Raw genomic sequence first — 13,825 nt, 5'->3', positions numbered from 1 at the left:
TCTGCTGGGCGGTCCTTTTACATAATAGAAATAGGTAATGCTGTAGGAATCAGTAGGAATCATTGCTTTTAGATCCTAACTCGATACAATGAAATGGAGAAATAAATTGAGGTGACAGGTATGAAAGAATGGTACGAGCGTAGTTTCGGTCGCGACTATTTAGTTGTATATAAACATCGTGATTTTCAAGGGGCCGCACAAGAAGTGCATCGGATGATGAAGTGGCTGGAGCTGCCCGAAGCAGCCTCTGTGCTGGATCTATGCTGTGGGATGGGCAGGCACTCACTGGCGCTCGCGGAAGCTGGGTACAAGGTGACAGGAGTAGATTTGTCGGAGGTGCTTCTACGAGAGGCGGCGAAGCTGGATGAAGAGCATGTCGTAACCTTCTTGGCAGGGGACATGAGAGAGCTGCCAGTGGAGGGGGCGTTTGATGCCGTTGTGAATTTATTTACGTCTTTTGGATATTTCCAAGCGGATGAAGACAACGGCCAGGTATTCCATGAAATACATCGGGTGCTCCGGCCGGGCGGGCAATTTATTATAGACTTCTTAAATCCGAGCTATGTTATGCAGCATCTGGTTCCAGTATCTGAGCGCCAAGATAAAGGGACATGGATTCAAGAGAAGCGGCATATTGAGAATGGATTCGTGAAGAAGGAAATTACGTTGACGGATGAGGGCACAGGGGAACAGCGCCATTATGAGGAGCGTGTTAGACTGTATGAATTAGGCGATTTCCATCATATGATTGAAGAGGCAGGGTTGCAAATGGAGAAGGTATATGGTGGGTATGATGGTTCCTTATACAATGAAGCCGTTTCTTCTCGACTTATCATGGTTGGAACACGTCCGGAGTAAGTCCGAACTAGCAATTGGCAGCGATAACATGGGTGCATTAGACCGGTATAGATGATTAAATGTGACTCAATCTGTGGATGAGGGGGAACAAGTAATGAAGTTGCAGCAGGTGAATGCGAATATTTATGTAGCCAGAATGCCGCTCCCTAACTCACTTCGGTGGGTGAATACCTATTTGCTTCATGGCTCAGCAGGCTGGACTATCATTGATCCGGGGCTTCGTAACAATGAGACAGAGAGTGGATGGGTCAGCTTAATGGGGGAAATGGACATTCATGCTGGCAACACGGCTTCCATTGTGCTGACGCATTACCATCCAGATCATAGCGGGATTGCCGGCTGGCTTCAGCAGCAGTTGTCCGTACCCGTATGGTTGTCGGAAATAGGCTGGAATCACGTTGAGAGACTGTGGGATGGGAGATCTCCTATGACTGTGGACATGCAGCAGTTGTACCGTAAGCATGGGGCGCCGATAGCGGTAGTGGAATCCATCGGAGTTCATATGGATAGCTTCATTCCCCAGGTAACCCCGCTGCCCGAAATATCGTTCTTTAGCGATGGAGATTTGGTGACGCTAGGGGATGATGCTTGGCAGGCACTTGAGACAGGAGGGCATGCTCCAGGCCATATGAGTTTCTATCATGCGGAAGAGCGTATAATATTGTGCGGTGATCACGTTCTGCCGCAAATAACGCCGAATGTCAGCTTCATGCCGAATAGTGATCCCGAGCCACTGCAGTCCTTCCTCATCGGGCTTGAGCGTCTTGCTGCTCTGGATGTAGAACTGGCGCTTCCAGGGCATCGACATCCATTCCAACATTTCAGGAGTCGTGCGGAAGAGTTAATCCAGCATCATGAAGCACGTCTGCAGGAGATGCAGGCCGTGCTCCACAAGCCGATGACAGCCTACGAGCTGTGCTGTATCAGCTTCGGTACGCTGGATCGTCTAACTGTGCACCAATTCCGCTTTGCAATGGGAGAGACTCTGGCTCATCTCGTCGAACTTCAACGGCGCGGCTTAGCGATGACTACTTCTGCTTCTGGCGAGTTCATGCTGTGGAAGTCATCATAAACTACAAAGATTGCATTTCTTGCTCGCGTTCCGCCTGCTTGCGGTGAGCAATTCGACTGCTTGCCGCAGCGGCAATGGCGCCTACGATATCATCAAGGAACGTATGGATCTGCCCGCTATCCTTATTGTTTAATCGTTCCAAGACTCCTGGCTTCAGTTTATCGACATATCCGTAATTGGTGAATCCGATGCTTCCATATACATTAACAATGGAGAAGGCTAGAATTTCGTCCACGCCATACAGTCCCTCATCATTCTCAATCATTTCTTGCAGCGCGGGTGTCAGCTTCCCTTCTTCTGCCATGATATCAAGCTGGATACCGGTCAGAACCGCATTTTGAACCTCGCGTTTGCGCAGCACCTGTTCCACATTGTAGATACAATAGTCGATTGTCAATTCAGGGAAATATTTTTGCTGCAAGAACATGACCAACTCTGCAATTTCTTCTACGCGAACTCCCCGTTTGCGCAGCCACTCGCGTGTCTCAGCTTCGACTTTCTCACTGTCTAGGCTATACGCCTTGGCAGTATGTTTATGATCTGTCACGGAAGTCACCTCTATCTCTTGTCATCATTCCTATACCTATCATTTTGCACCATTGCATGAGGAAAGTATACGACAATGATATACCCAATCCCTGCTTTCCTTACTCTCTTTCTCTTGTATTTTCTCGTTGCAATATAGAAACCTCGTCATGTTTTGGACAGCCCTCTCGTATATATAGGTGTATGACGAAGGGACGCCTTATGCACGCATTATATAAGGAGACGGGCTCCCGCTGATCACACGATAGATGCATAGAGGAGGTTGCTTCGCCTATGGTGCGGACACAATATTTCCGACAAGGTGTACTGGCAGCAGTACTGACGCTGCCCTTGCTATTAACAGCTTGCAATGGCACGAGCGGTGCGATTGATCCGCCGCCAGCAGATGTTGAGGCTAAGATGATGACTGCAACAGATGGTAAGAGCGAATTAACTGTTAATCCAAAGGATGCAGCGCAGCAGCAAGCGAATATGACGATATATGCACAGGATCGCCATGGCTACTTGGCTCCAATATCGTATCAATGGAATTCCGGGGATCCGGCGGTAGTGGCGCAGGCCTCGCTGGAGATGCTGGTGAAAGACGGGGTGCATAAGGGAATGCTGCCTCCAGGCTTTACGGCCACGCTGCCGAAGGGGACGAGCTTGAAGGTAACGCTCAAGCCGGAGCAGAAGACTGCATTTGTGGAATTATCGAAGGAGTTTGCCGCTTACGACAAGAACGATGAGCGCAAGGTGATGGAGTCTATCACGTGGACGCTTACTTCTCTGCCGAATGTAGATCAGGTGCAATTATGGATGGATTCTAAGAGGCTGTCTGAGATGCCAGTAGACCACACCCCAATGGATACGCCGCTTTCCAGACAATTAGGAATTAATTTAGAGAAGGATTTGTCGGTCAATTATCTGCGCTCCATGCCGGTTACGTTGTATTTTTCCAGTTACAGTGAAGAGGGGAAGGCCTATTTTATTCCTGTGACTAGACTGGTTGAGCCATCATCGGATTCAGTGAGAGCAACACTGGAACAGATGATATCCGGGCCGTTGAATAAGAAAGCGATGAACATGGTCATGACCAAAGAAACGAAAATTAATGATATTACGTCTAACGGCGATACACTGACAGTGGATCTCGCTGATACGATGTTCGAAAAAGGGGATCAAGTTCCTGCAGAATTGGTGAAGGCGGTTGTTCTATCGCTTACTGAACGGCAAGGTGTGAAGAAGGTTCAGTTGAAAATAAACGGCAATATGGATATTCAAGGAACAGACAAGATAAACTATTCGGAGCCGGTCACGCGGCCTGTTGTAAATATGGCTTGGAAAGGATAGATGCTTTTCGCCAAGCTCTTTGGTAGAATAGGGGATGTTACTTTTTACGGACGACAGTGGAAATGTAGGAGGCACTATTAAATGAGAAGCAACGGACGCAAGGCGGATGAACTCCGCCCGGTTACGATTCGAACAAACACGAACAAATACGCGGAAGGATCCGTATTCATCGAAGTAGGCGACACGAAGGTGCTGTGCACGGCTACGGTTGACGAGAAAGTTCCTCCTTTTATGAAGGGGCAAGGCAAGGGCTGGATCACGGCAGAATATTCTATGCTCCCACGTGCAACGCAGACACGCAACCAGCGTGAAGCGAACCGGGGCAAGTTAACTGGCCGTACGATGGAAATTCAACGGCTGATTGGGCGGGCTCTACGCTCGGTTGTTGACTTGCATGCATTAGGTGAGAGAACAATTACGCTTGATTGCGACGTTATTCAGGCTGATGGTGGTACACGTACCACTTCCATCACCGGTTCCTTTATTGCGATGGCAATGGCGATTCATAAAGTGGCGAACCAGCATTCATTGAACAAATACCCGATTACAGATTTCCTTGCTTCGGTTAGCGTTGGTGTCATTCAAGGAAATACCCTTCTTGACTTGAATTACGAAGAAGATTCTTCAGCGAAGGTCGATATGAATGTTGTGATGACAGGACAAGGCAAGTTCGTTGAAGTGCAAGGTACGGGGGAAGAGAGTCCGTTCTCCCGTGAAGAGCTTAACCAACTCCTTGCCAGCGCGGAGAAAGGGATCTTGGAGCTTGTTGAGATGCAGAAGGAAGCACTTGGCCCTATTGCAGACAAGATCGCTGCACGGGCAGCATTGGAGCGTGGGGAGGCAGCCGGTCATGCATCTAGCAAGTGATACGATCATTATTGCGACGAGCAACCAAGGCAAGCTGAAGGAATTTCAGCTTGCTTTTGCCTCGCTTGGCAAGCGTGTGCTCAGCATGGCAGACTATCCGCAATTGCCTGAAGTAGTAGAAGACGGAGATACCTTCAAGGCAAACGCACTGAAGAAGGCGCAGGAAGTCGCTGAAGCGATTCAACTTCCTGTTCTTGCTGATGATTCAGGACTTTGTGTGGATCTCTTAGAGGGCGCCCCTGGCGTGTATTCTGCACGATATGCTGGTGGGCATGGCGATACGAAGGCGAACAATGCCAAGCTTCTCGAAGAGTTGGAGAAGCTGCCGGTATCCCGTACAGAACATGAGGAGCTGGGAGAAGTAGCAGAGCATGTACGGAGTGCGGCTCAATTCGTCTGCTGCCTCGTGCTGTATGATCCAGCAGAGAAGCGGTATGTCGATGTCACGGGCACATGTGATGGATTCATCATTGATGAGGCGCGTGGAGAGCATGGATTTGGCTACGATCCGCTCTTCTATGTTCCTGCATTCGGCAAGACGATGGCGGAGCTGTCTCCAGAGCAGAAGCAGAGCATTAGCCATCGCGGCAACGCGATTCGCAAGCTGCTTGAAGTGATGAAGGCGGATCAAGCGGAAGTATAGCGGGTAGCCGCAAGATGCATCTTGATCCGCATGCTGAATCCTGATTACTGCATGTTACATAGCTGCATAATGTATGTTCCTCTTGTAGAGAACAAACGCACAGAAGCATTTTTAACCTATTTACAACGGAATAACAAGCATCGGAGGGCACCTGACTACATAGTTAGTTAAGTTGTCCTTTTTTTCATATCAAAATACTCAGGATTTATACTTTCCAACAACGGAAAAATATGAGAAAATAATGGGCAATAAGGCGAAGGAGGATTGGTTGAAGATGAGTAAAGCTCCACGTGAATTCGGATTGGAAACTTTAGCTGTGCATGCTGGACAGGAGGTTGACCCGACTACATTGTCCCGCGCGGTTCCGCTGTATCAAACAACGTCTTACGCGTTCAAGGATACTGATCATGCTGCGGATTTATTTGCTTTGAAGGAATTTGGCAACATTTATACACGGTTGATGAACCCTACAACAGATGTGTTTGAGAAGCGGGTTGCTGCTTTGGAAGGCGGTGCAGCGGCGCTGGCTACTGCCTCTGGTCAGGCTGCGATTACGTACGCTATATTGAATATCGCGGGAGCAGGGGATGAGATTGTCTCTGCGACGAGTCTGTATGGCGGAACGTATAATCTGTTCTCGACAACATTAGCGAAGCTCGGCATTACGGTTCGGTTCGTTGATTCCAGCGATCCGGAAAACTTCCGCAAGGCGATTACGAGCAAGACGAAGGCGCTGTATGCGGAGGTCATCGGCAACCCTAGGGGCGATGTTCTCGATATCGAGGCAGTAGCCGATATCGCACATGATCATGGTATTCCGCTCATCGTAGACAATACATTCCCAAGCCCATTCCTGCTTCGCCCCCTTGAGCATGGTGCGGATATTGTTGTTCATTCCGCAACGAAGTTCATTGGCGGTCATGGCACCTCGATTGGCGGAGTAATCGTAGATGGAGGCAAGTTCAATTGGGCTGCCAATGATAAGTTCCCGGGATTGACAGAGCCGGATCCTAGCTATCATGGAGTTGTATACACGGATGCTGTTGGGCCAATCGCATACATTATTAAGGCACGTGTGCAATTGCTGCGAGATATGGGAGCTGCCATTTCTCCATTCAACGCATTCCTGCTTCTTCAAGGGCTCGAGACGCTTCACCTGCGTATGGAGCGCCATAGTGAGAATGCATTGAAGGTTGCTCAGTTCCTTGAAGCACATGAAGGTGTACAGTCGGTCAGCTACAGTGGTCTGTCTAGCCATCCATCTTATGAGCTTGCACAGAAGTATTTGCCGAAGGGCCAGGGTGCCATCTTAACATTTGAGATTAAGGGCGGAATCGAAGCAGGACGACAAGTGATCAATCACGTCAAGCTCTTCTCTCATCTTGCGAATGTTGGTGATTCGAAGTCGCTCATTATCCATCCTGCCAGCACAACGCATCAGCAATTGAGTGAAGATGAGCAAATTGCTGCAGGTGTAAATCCAGGACTTATTCGTTTATCTATCGGTACGGAATCCATTGACGATATCTTATTTGATTTGGATCAGGCGATCCGTGCAAGTCAGCCTGCTGCTGTCAAATAAGAAGCCATAAAAAACAAAGACACACGGGATACGCTGCTGCGTATCCCGTGTGTCTTCTTTTTATTGGATGATGAGCTCTTGTGGGCTTCAGGTTTCAGGTTACCATGCTACACGAATGCGGTATTCTCGCAGCCAAGTGTCCATTTGAAGCAAATAAGCAAATAATTGAGGGCCGGACATAAGTTGACCGAACCAAGGAAAGTTCGAGCTCGCTTCCTCAGAGGCTGCGATACTGCGGATTCGCTCCACATTCACAAATTGATGGAGTGGGGATGATGTGTCATCCAGCCGCTCCAACGCAAGACGACGAACGGTATTCAAGTAGTTCGGATTGTGGGTTTTCGGATAAGGGCTCTTCTTGCGGTACAGCACATCTTCCGGCAATACGCCTTCAAGTGCTTTGCGAAGCAGACCCTTCTCTCGCCCACCATATGTCTTAATGCTCCATGGAATGTTGAATACATACTGGACGAGGCGGTGGTCTGTATAAGGTACACGAACTTCTAATCCTACCCCCATGCTCATTCTGTCCTTGCGATCCAGCAAGGTAGGCATGAACCGGGTAATATTGAGATAGGACATGACCCGCATCTTGGCGGCTTGTGCATCTTCGCCAGGCAGCACAGGGACTTCGCGAACGGCATCTGCATACCGATCGGCTACGTACTGCTCTGCGCGAAGCAAGGAAGCGACTTCAGGCTTCAGGAGGCTGGAACGCAGTGGGGTAGCTAGTGCCCACGGGAAGGTACCGGCATTCAGGGCATCTTCTCGATGGAACCAAGGATATCCGCCGAATACTTCATCGGCCGCCTCGCCGGAGAGAGCGACAGTGGCGCCTTGCTTGATTTCCTTACAGAATAAGAGGAGAGAACCATCAATATCGGTCATGCCTGGCAAATCACGAACCTTCACAGCCTGTTCTAGGGAGGTGACAAGCTCAGGGGTATCGAATTTGATCCAATGATGGGTTGTGCCAAGTTCCTCCACCATACGGTAAATCCAGGGCTCATCGGCATTGGGCTGAAATGCATGTGATTGGAAGTACAGATCGTTATCAACATAATCGACCGAGTACGTATGCACTTGGCCAAGATTATGCCGCTCGTAATGTTGAACGGTAAGGGCCGTCAGCGCACTGGAGTCCAGCCCGCCAGATAACAAGGTGCAGACGGGTACATCAGAGATGAGCTGCCGCTCAACGGTATCCTCCAGCAGCTCACGCACATGTCTAGCTGTCTGCTCGGCGTCCTCTTCATGCGGGATGCTCTCCAGCTTCCAGTAGCAATGAATTCTAAGACCATCCGGACTGTACTTCAAGGTGTGGCCTGGCCGCAGTTCTGATAGCGCTTGGTATATACCGTGTCCCGGGGTTCGAGCGGGACCAATCATCCATAATTCAGCGGCTCCCTCCAGCCCGATAACCGGTTCGATGTCCGGGTGAGCAAGCAATGATTTAGGCTCAGAACCGAATGCGAACCAGCCCTCGCCCTGTGAATAGAACAATGGCTTCACCCCGAGCCGATCACGAGCTATGAACAGATGTCTTTCCGTTTCATCCCATATTGCAAAGGAAAAGATACCGTTAAATCGTTCAACACAAGCCTCTTTCCACTCCAAATAGGCAACAAGCAGCACTTCCGTATCACACTGCGTGACAAATGAATGCCCGCGGCTGATTAATTCTTTTCTTAATTCCTTCATATTGTACAGTTCGCCATTATATACAATGGCAAACACCCCTTGCTCCGTGTGCCGAATCATCGGCTGGGCGCCATTCCCGGGATCAATGACAGATAAGCGCCGGTGCCCCAGCGCACATGAACTGGTTAACCATGTTCCCTTCGCATCCGGCCCACGAGCGGATAATGTTGCGGTCATTTGTTCGACAACACCAGAACATTGGGTCAAATCACGGTTCCAGTCAATCCATCCTGTAATTCCACACATGTTACGTTCATCCTTTCCGCACCAATCTGTCCAACCGGAAGAACGAGCACCGGCATGCTGGAAGATTGAGATAATACCATGGGTATGCGCAAATCGGCATAAGATGTATGTCCATCGGGAGATGATAAAAAAAGCTTCACATAAAAGCTGAACCCCGAAGTAAACAGGGCGAGGCAATGGCCCTTAAATGGAAAGGAGGTGCTCCATGGAGCGTCAGCCTTATTATGTATCCGTACAGAATCATTCTGTTGTTGCGGAACAACATGCAGGGAGTTATGAATTTGTAGTCCATGTAAATGAAGCGGAAAGGGATGAGCTTCAAAGGCTGCTGAATGAAGTGGGGGATGCCGAAACGGATCAGATGCGGGATAGCCTCTTGTTATTGACAAGCCTATCGGATGATACGATTAACGTTCCGTATCAGCATAACCTCAACAAAGTATATGCCTACATATACAAATTCGGGACTACTGATACCAAGCGGTTTGTGGAGCAAATTTTAAATAAGGAGTGAGTCAATAATGGAATTTAAGGCTGCGAAATTTCGTCGTCCTGTTGAAATCGAAGGGCGTCTGTGTGCAGAAGTAGGACTTATCCCTGATGATGACAAGGAGACTCCTCTGCTTGCGTATGTGGCTCCTGTACGAGATGGTGGTTATGAGATTGTTCGCCTTCTGCGCAACGATGCGCATTATGAAGCAGATTGGTATGACAACAATTTGCATAACGCCTTCGAGGAAATCGCTGCGGAGGAATTCATGATAAGCAATAACGAAATCAGCTGCAGTGATCGCGATTCGATTGTTGATGCTGTCTTAGGTTCCACAGAAGTTCGAGCAGCAGTGGATGAGTTGTTTCAATTAGACACGTAATGCTATCCGTTATCATGCAGCGGAAATGGTTCGCTTTCTTATCATCGGCTTCGTGGAAAGAAATGATCAAGGAACGATGAAGGGAGGTGAGAAACGATGTCAGAGCAATTCAAGCAAAACAAGGGCAATAAATATGCCCATCAAAAGAAACATGCGGATGCCGTATTATCGAAAAACTTCAAGCATCCAGGCGAGAAGAACCATTGGGAGTTTCACAATAAGTAAATAAGAAAATAAGTAAGTTCTGTATCAAAAGAAGGCGGCAATTATACAAGGCTCTGCGATAAGCAGAGCCTCTCATGCAGAGGTATTCTGGGATCGATGTGAGTGGGAAATAAAAAAAAGCCTCACCAACCAATAAAAGGTTCTGTGAGGCATGTTCATGTATATTAGTAAGCAAATGAATGGCGTCCCAGGAGGGATTCGAACCCCCGACCGACGGCTTAGAAGGCCGTTGCTCTATCCAGCTGAGCTACTGGGACATGAATAAGTTAAATTTAGAACATAAATGATTGTATCAAAGAAATTGACTCTTAGCAATAGGAAAATGAAAAAAATATTAATTTACATATCTTTTACAGTTTGAGTGTTAGGAAAGCACATATGGTGACCGCGCAGGATAAAGAGTGAATATGGTATAATACATCATATAAGAAGCTCACCTAATTGAGGGAGAACGAGCTGCATACATAGGAGAGATTATCGTAATACATAGGCGCAGTACAGAAAGCAGGTGTTCGTATGACAGAAGATTACAAAGAGCCGGCAAAGAATAATGTCATCCTGTTTCCGAAAACTCATGATTACTACCAAATTGAGTTGACACGGATGCTGGAATCTGAGCGTTACGGCGAAGCAATTGCCCTTCTTCAATTCCTGCTGACATGTGATGGTGAGGACGAACGGATTCGGGAAGAGTGGGACGCGCTGCTGCAATGGCTCGTGTCGGCGTTCCCGGAGGCAGAACGTGCTGCTCGTGATTTGAATATGGCTGAGGGAATAGCCAGTTGGCCGGAGTCCACACCGGAAGAGGAGTCTGAAGAGACCGAACAAGATATCCTGCGACGCCAATTCCAGCAGAAGCTGAATGCGGACGGACAATATACAGAGCGATTGTTTGCTACCCTTGTAGAGGGAGAGATGGATGACCGCAAGCTCCTTATTCTTGAGCAGCTTGCAGCAGCAGAAGATCCGGGTGTTGATGAAGCTTTGGCTAAACTGCTCAAAGAGGAGAACCTTAACTCCTTGCTTCAATTCGGAATTCTTCAAGTTATGAAGAGACGGGGAATGCATGGAGAAATCCGCTTCCCTCGCGGGCAGGAGTCGCTGGTCGTACAAATAGAGGATACTCCGCTTGATAATTCGGGGTTCCCAGAGGCCACCAAGGCACCAGCGGTGCGTGTGAACGAGGCTGCTTCTGTAAGAGAGCCTTCTCTCGCTTATTTTGCTCAGGAGATATGGCAGCAGTATTTGAAGCATATATACGGTTCTCCATCCTATGAACAGTTGTGCGGGCATGGGCAAGAGGATTCGAACGCTTGGGCGGCGGCGCTGCATTTCATCGTGGCTCGAATGCTGCGTGTCGACGAAGAAGTGGAAGTGAAGCAGCTGTACGGTGTCACGAATGAACTGCGTGTGCAATATGAGCTAGCGCTCCGATCATTAAATCGATCATTGCGCGTACAGTCATAGGATCTGAGGCTAAGCAATGAACGGTCGATAGCGCTTTCGTGGAAGGCCGAATGTGGGAATGACGCCCTCCTTGAAAAAGTTATCGTAGTCGGCTATACTAAAATGGTTATTCTGGACGTGTTATGTTAGGTACACTCTAGCCATGATCTTTTTTTGGAGGGGAAGGCATAAAATGAAAGCAACTTGGGAAAAAATAGAGAAGAACATTGGGGTATTGGAAGTAGAGGTTAATGAAGATCGCGTAGCAGAAGGATTGGACTTGGCATTCAAAAAAGTGTCCAAGCGTGTTAACGTTCCTGGCTTCCGCAAAGGTCGCGTACCTCGCCCAATTTTCGAAGCAAAATATGGTGTAGAGAGCTTGTATCAAGATGCAATTGACATCATCTTGGGCGAAGTTTACACACAAGCAGTGAAAGAAACAAACATCCAACCGGTTGATCAGCCGGAAATCGAAGTTGAACAATTTGCAAAAGGCAAAACGTTCAAGTTCAAAGCAAAAGTAACAGTTAAGCCTGAAGTGAAGCTTGGCGACTACAAAGGTCTTGAAGTAGAAGCTAAAGAAGCTGAAGTTACGGAAGAAGAGCTTGACGCTGAATTGAAGCGTCTGCAAGAGCGTCATGCTGAACTCGTTATCGTTGACGAAGAGACAGCACAAAAAGGCGACAGCGTTGTTATGGACTTCGAAGGATTCGTTGATGGCGAAGCATTTGAAGGCGGCAAAGGTGAGCGCTACACATTGGAGCTTGGCTCTAACACGTTCATTCCTGGATTCGAAGATCAATTGATTGGTCTTGGGACAGGCGACTTCAAAGATGTTGAAGTTACATTCCCTGAGCACTACCATGCAGAGAACTTGGCTGGCAAGCCTGCAACATTCAAAGTGAAAGTTCATGAAATCAAGCGCAAGCAGCTTCCACAGCTTGATGATGAGTTCGCTAAAGATGTTAGCGAGTTCGAAACTTTGGATGAGTACAAAGCTGATCTTACAAAACAGTTGAAAGAGCGCAAAGGACGCGAACTGGAAGCAGCTCGTGAAGCTGAGCTCGTTGAAAAAGCATCTGCAAATGCAGAAGTAGAAATTCCACGTGCGATGATCGAGACTGAAATTCAGCACATGGTTAAAGACTTGGACAACCGTCTTCGCATGCAAGGCATGAACATGGATATGTTCTTGACATTGTCTGGCCAAACGATTGCAGACTTGCGCGAGCAAATGCAACAAGAGGCTGACAAGCGTGTGAAAAACAACCTCGTTCTTGAGCAAATCGCGAAAGAAGAGAACATCACAATTTCCGAAGAAGAGCTGCAAGAAGAGCTTGATAAAATGGCAGCTTCTTACCAACGTTCTGCGGACGAAATCCGCTCCATCTTGGAGAAGAACGGCACGATTGAAAACTTGCGTGAAGAGGCAGCTCTTCGCAAAACAGTTAAGTTCATTGTGGACAACAGCAAGAATTAATTGCATATCGGCTGCAACTGCATCATGCATGTGAGAGCGGCGTAACAGGATAAGGCACGTTACTTTTTAAGGGCGTGCCTTATTTTTTACCACCTGTCTGGTGAAAGTTTGCTGGATTGTAAGTTCTTGATTTACTACATAACGTTTCACCACCCAGTAAAGGGTGTACATAATCAGTATGTAACATATTAGGCGATTCCGACCCGCGAGAAGTCACGAATATAGAGCTTATTTGCAGGGATTACGGGCATTTGCCGCACATAGAATAATGGTAATCGGTGTAAAAATGACACCACGTTCAGAAAATGTTAGAATAGAAATGTAAAGCTATGTAAAGAAAAGAGGTCGGTACCATGAATTTAATCCCGATGGTCATCGAACAGACAAATCGCGGCGAACGCTCTTATGATATTTACTCGCGTCTGCTGAAAGATCGCATTATCTTTCTGGGCAGCGCCATCGATGATGACGTAGCGAACAGCGTCATTGCGCAGTTGTTGTTCCTTCAAGCAGATGATCCAGAGAAGGACATTTTCTTGTATATCAACTCACCGGGCGGTTCAGTTACGGCCGGCATGGCAATTTACGATACGATGCAGCATATCAAACCTGACGTATCTACAATCTGCGTAGGCTTGGCTGCAAGTATGGGTTCGCTCTTGCTGACGGCTGGGGCACCAGGCAAGCGTATTGCTCTGCCGAACAGTGAGATCATGATTCATCAGCCGCTGGGTGGCGTGCGCGGTCAAGCGTCCGACATTAAGATTCATGCGGACTGGATCTTGAAGACAAGACATAAGCTGAACCAAATATATGTGGATCGCACAGGTCAGCCGATTGAGAAGATTGAACGCGATACGGATCGTGACAACTTCATGAGCGCTGATGAAGCGAAAGAATACGGTCTTGTTGACCAAGTTTTACATCCGGCAAGCCCGGGGCTTAAGTAAGGGGG

At 48.0% G+C, this 13,825-nt stretch carries 14 protein-coding genes and 1 tRNA gene; 12 read left to right on the top strand and 3 right to left on the bottom strand.

Annotated elements, in window-relative coordinates:
- Positions 1-120 precede the first annotated feature (120 nt).
- Positions 121-858, top strand: coding sequence for a class I SAM-dependent methyltransferase (locus BLS15_RS20205; protein WP_036590195.1), 738 nt, complete (start codon positions 121-123; stop codon positions 856-858).
- 94 nt (positions 859-952) lie between these two features.
- Positions 953-1,930, top strand: coding sequence for an MBL fold metallo-hydrolase (locus BLS15_RS20200; protein WP_036667652.1), 978 nt, complete (start codon positions 953-955; stop codon positions 1,928-1,930).
- A gap of 1 nt (position 1,931) precedes the next feature.
- On the opposite strand, the gene BLS15_RS20195 is transcribed toward BLS15_RS20200, so the two are convergent.
- A complete protein-coding gene (locus BLS15_RS20195) occupies positions 1,932-2,477 on the bottom strand; it encodes a phosphatidylglycerophosphatase A family protein (RefSeq protein ID WP_021252348.1) in 546 nt (181 codons plus the stop codon).
- Positions 2,478-2,749: 272 nt separating this feature from the next.
- Here BLS15_RS20195 and BLS15_RS20190 point away from each other — a divergent pair, with 272 nt between their 5' ends.
- From BLS15_RS20190 to BLS15_RS20175, 4 genes are all read left to right on the top strand, one after another.
- Positions 2,750-3,808 carry a GerMN domain-containing protein gene (locus BLS15_RS20190; protein ID WP_021252347.1) on the top strand — a complete coding sequence of 353 codons (1,059 nt, stop codon included), beginning with the start codon at positions 2,750-2,752 and terminating at the stop codon, positions 3,806-3,808.
- Between the two features lie 81 nt (positions 3,809-3,889).
- Positions 3,890-4,675, top strand: coding sequence for a ribonuclease PH (gene rph / locus BLS15_RS20185; RefSeq protein WP_021252346.1), 786 nt, complete (start codon positions 3,890-3,892; stop codon positions 4,673-4,675).
- Complete coding sequence (locus BLS15_RS20180) at positions 4,659-5,318, top strand: XTP/dITP diphosphatase (RefSeq protein WP_021252345.1); 660 nt, start codon at positions 4,659-4,661, stop codon at positions 5,316-5,318. Before rph ends, BLS15_RS20180 begins: the two co-directional genes overlap by 17 nt.
- A gap of 274 nt (positions 5,319-5,592) precedes the next feature.
- The gene (locus tag BLS15_RS20175) at positions 5,593-6,900 is read left to right on the top strand and encodes a homocysteine synthase (RefSeq protein WP_028533787.1); all 1,308 of its coding nucleotides are present in this window, start codon (positions 5,593-5,595) and stop codon (positions 6,898-6,900) included.
- 99 nt (positions 6,901-6,999) lie between these two features.
- On the opposite strand, the gene asnB is transcribed toward BLS15_RS20175, so the two are convergent.
- Positions 7,000-8,847: an asparagine synthase (glutamine-hydrolyzing) gene (asnB, locus tag BLS15_RS20170; RefSeq protein ID WP_090513555.1), complete on the bottom strand. Its 1,848-nt coding sequence runs from the start codon at positions 8,845-8,847 to the stop codon at positions 7,000-7,002.
- Positions 8,848-9,052: 205 nt separating this feature from the next.
- Between asnB and BLS15_RS20165 the strand changes: the two genes are divergently transcribed.
- The 3 genes from BLS15_RS20165 (at position 9,053) to BLS15_RS29860 (ending at position 9,944) form a co-directional block, all read left to right on the top strand.
- Positions 9,053-9,361, top strand: coding sequence for a hypothetical protein (locus BLS15_RS20165; RefSeq protein WP_021252342.1), 309 nt, complete (start codon positions 9,053-9,055; stop codon positions 9,359-9,361).
- Positions 9,362-9,368: 7 nt separating this feature from the next.
- Complete coding sequence (locus BLS15_RS20160) at positions 9,369-9,719, top strand: carboxypeptidase (protein WP_254777380.1); 351 nt, start codon at positions 9,369-9,371, stop codon at positions 9,717-9,719.
- Between the two features lie 96 nt (positions 9,720-9,815).
- On the top strand, positions 9,816-9,944 hold the full coding sequence (locus BLS15_RS29860) for a hypothetical protein (protein WP_260612424.1): 129 nt from the start codon (positions 9,816-9,818) through the stop codon (positions 9,942-9,944).
- Positions 9,945-10,124: 180 nt separating this feature from the next.
- On the opposite strand, the gene BLS15_RS20155 is transcribed toward BLS15_RS29860, so the two are convergent.
- Positions 10,125-10,201 (bottom strand) — tRNA-Arg (locus BLS15_RS20155).
- A 259-nt stretch (positions 10,202-10,460) separates the two neighbouring features.
- On the opposite strand from BLS15_RS20155, the gene BLS15_RS20150 reads away from it, so the two are divergent.
- The 3 genes from BLS15_RS20150 (at position 10,461) to clpP (ending at position 13,820) form a co-directional block, all read left to right on the top strand.
- Positions 10,461-11,411: a hypothetical protein gene (locus BLS15_RS20150; RefSeq protein WP_021252340.1), complete on the top strand. Its 951-nt coding sequence runs from the start codon at positions 10,461-10,463 to the stop codon at positions 11,409-11,411.
- Positions 11,412-11,583: 172 nt separating this feature from the next.
- Positions 11,584-12,870: a trigger factor gene (tig, locus tag BLS15_RS20145; protein WP_021252339.1), complete on the top strand. Its 1,287-nt coding sequence runs from the start codon at positions 11,584-11,586 to the stop codon at positions 12,868-12,870.
- A gap of 353 nt (positions 12,871-13,223) precedes the next feature.
- The gene (gene clpP / locus BLS15_RS20140) at positions 13,224-13,820 is read left to right on the top strand and encodes an ATP-dependent Clp endopeptidase proteolytic subunit ClpP (protein ID WP_021252338.1); all 597 of its coding nucleotides are present in this window, start codon (positions 13,224-13,226) and stop codon (positions 13,818-13,820) included.
- The last annotated feature ends 5 nt before the right edge of the window (positions 13,821-13,825 follow it).

Origin of the sequence: Paenibacillus sp. cl6col, from assembly GCF_900102125.1 — a bacterium.
Classification (GTDB): Bacteria; Bacillota; Bacilli; order Paenibacillales; family Paenibacillaceae; genus Paenibacillus_B; species Paenibacillus_B suaedae.
This window is presented reverse-complemented; position numbering and strand designations above follow the sequence as displayed.

Excerpts from the sequence above, each read along its gene's own strand:
- rph (WP_021252346.1), top strand. The coding sequence starts at position 3,890 with ATGAGAAGCAACGGACGCAAGGCGGATGAACTCCGCCCGGTTACGATT.
- BLS15_RS20175 (WP_028533787.1), top strand. The coding sequence starts at position 5,593 with ATGAGTAAAGCTCCACGTGAATTCGGATTGGAAACTTTAGCTGTGCAT.
- clpP (WP_021252338.1), top strand. The coding sequence starts at position 13,224 with ATGAATTTAATCCCGATGGTCATCGAACAGACAAATCGCGGCGAACGC.
- BLS15_RS20160 (WP_254777380.1), top strand. The coding sequence starts at position 9,369 with ATGGAATTTAAGGCTGCGAAATTTCGTCGTCCTGTTGAAATCGAAGGG.
- BLS15_RS20150 (WP_021252340.1), top strand. The coding sequence starts at position 10,461 with ATGACAGAAGATTACAAAGAGCCGGCAAAGAATAATGTCATCCTGTTT.
- BLS15_RS20200 (WP_036667652.1), top strand. The coding sequence starts at position 953 with ATGAAGTTGCAGCAGGTGAATGCGAATATTTATGTAGCCAGAATGCCG.
- BLS15_RS29860 (WP_260612424.1), top strand. The coding sequence starts at position 9,816 with ATGTCAGAGCAATTCAAGCAAAACAAGGGCAATAAATATGCCCATCAA.
- BLS15_RS20190 (WP_021252347.1), top strand. The coding sequence starts at position 2,750 with ATGGTGCGGACACAATATTTCCGACAAGGTGTACTGGCAGCAGTACTG.
- tig (WP_021252339.1), top strand. The coding sequence starts at position 11,584 with ATGAAAGCAACTTGGGAAAAAATAGAGAAGAACATTGGGGTATTGGAA.
- BLS15_RS20180 (WP_021252345.1), top strand. The coding sequence starts at position 4,659 with ATGCATCTAGCAAGTGATACGATCATTATTGCGACGAGCAACCAAGGC.
- BLS15_RS20165 (WP_021252342.1), top strand. The coding sequence starts at position 9,053 with ATGGAGCGTCAGCCTTATTATGTATCCGTACAGAATCATTCTGTTGTT.
- asnB (WP_090513555.1), bottom strand. The coding sequence starts at position 8,847 with ATGTGTGGAATTACAGGATGGATTGACTGGAACCGTGATTTGACCCAA.
- BLS15_RS20205 (WP_036590195.1), top strand. The coding sequence starts at position 121 with ATGAAAGAATGGTACGAGCGTAGTTTCGGTCGCGACTATTTAGTTGTA.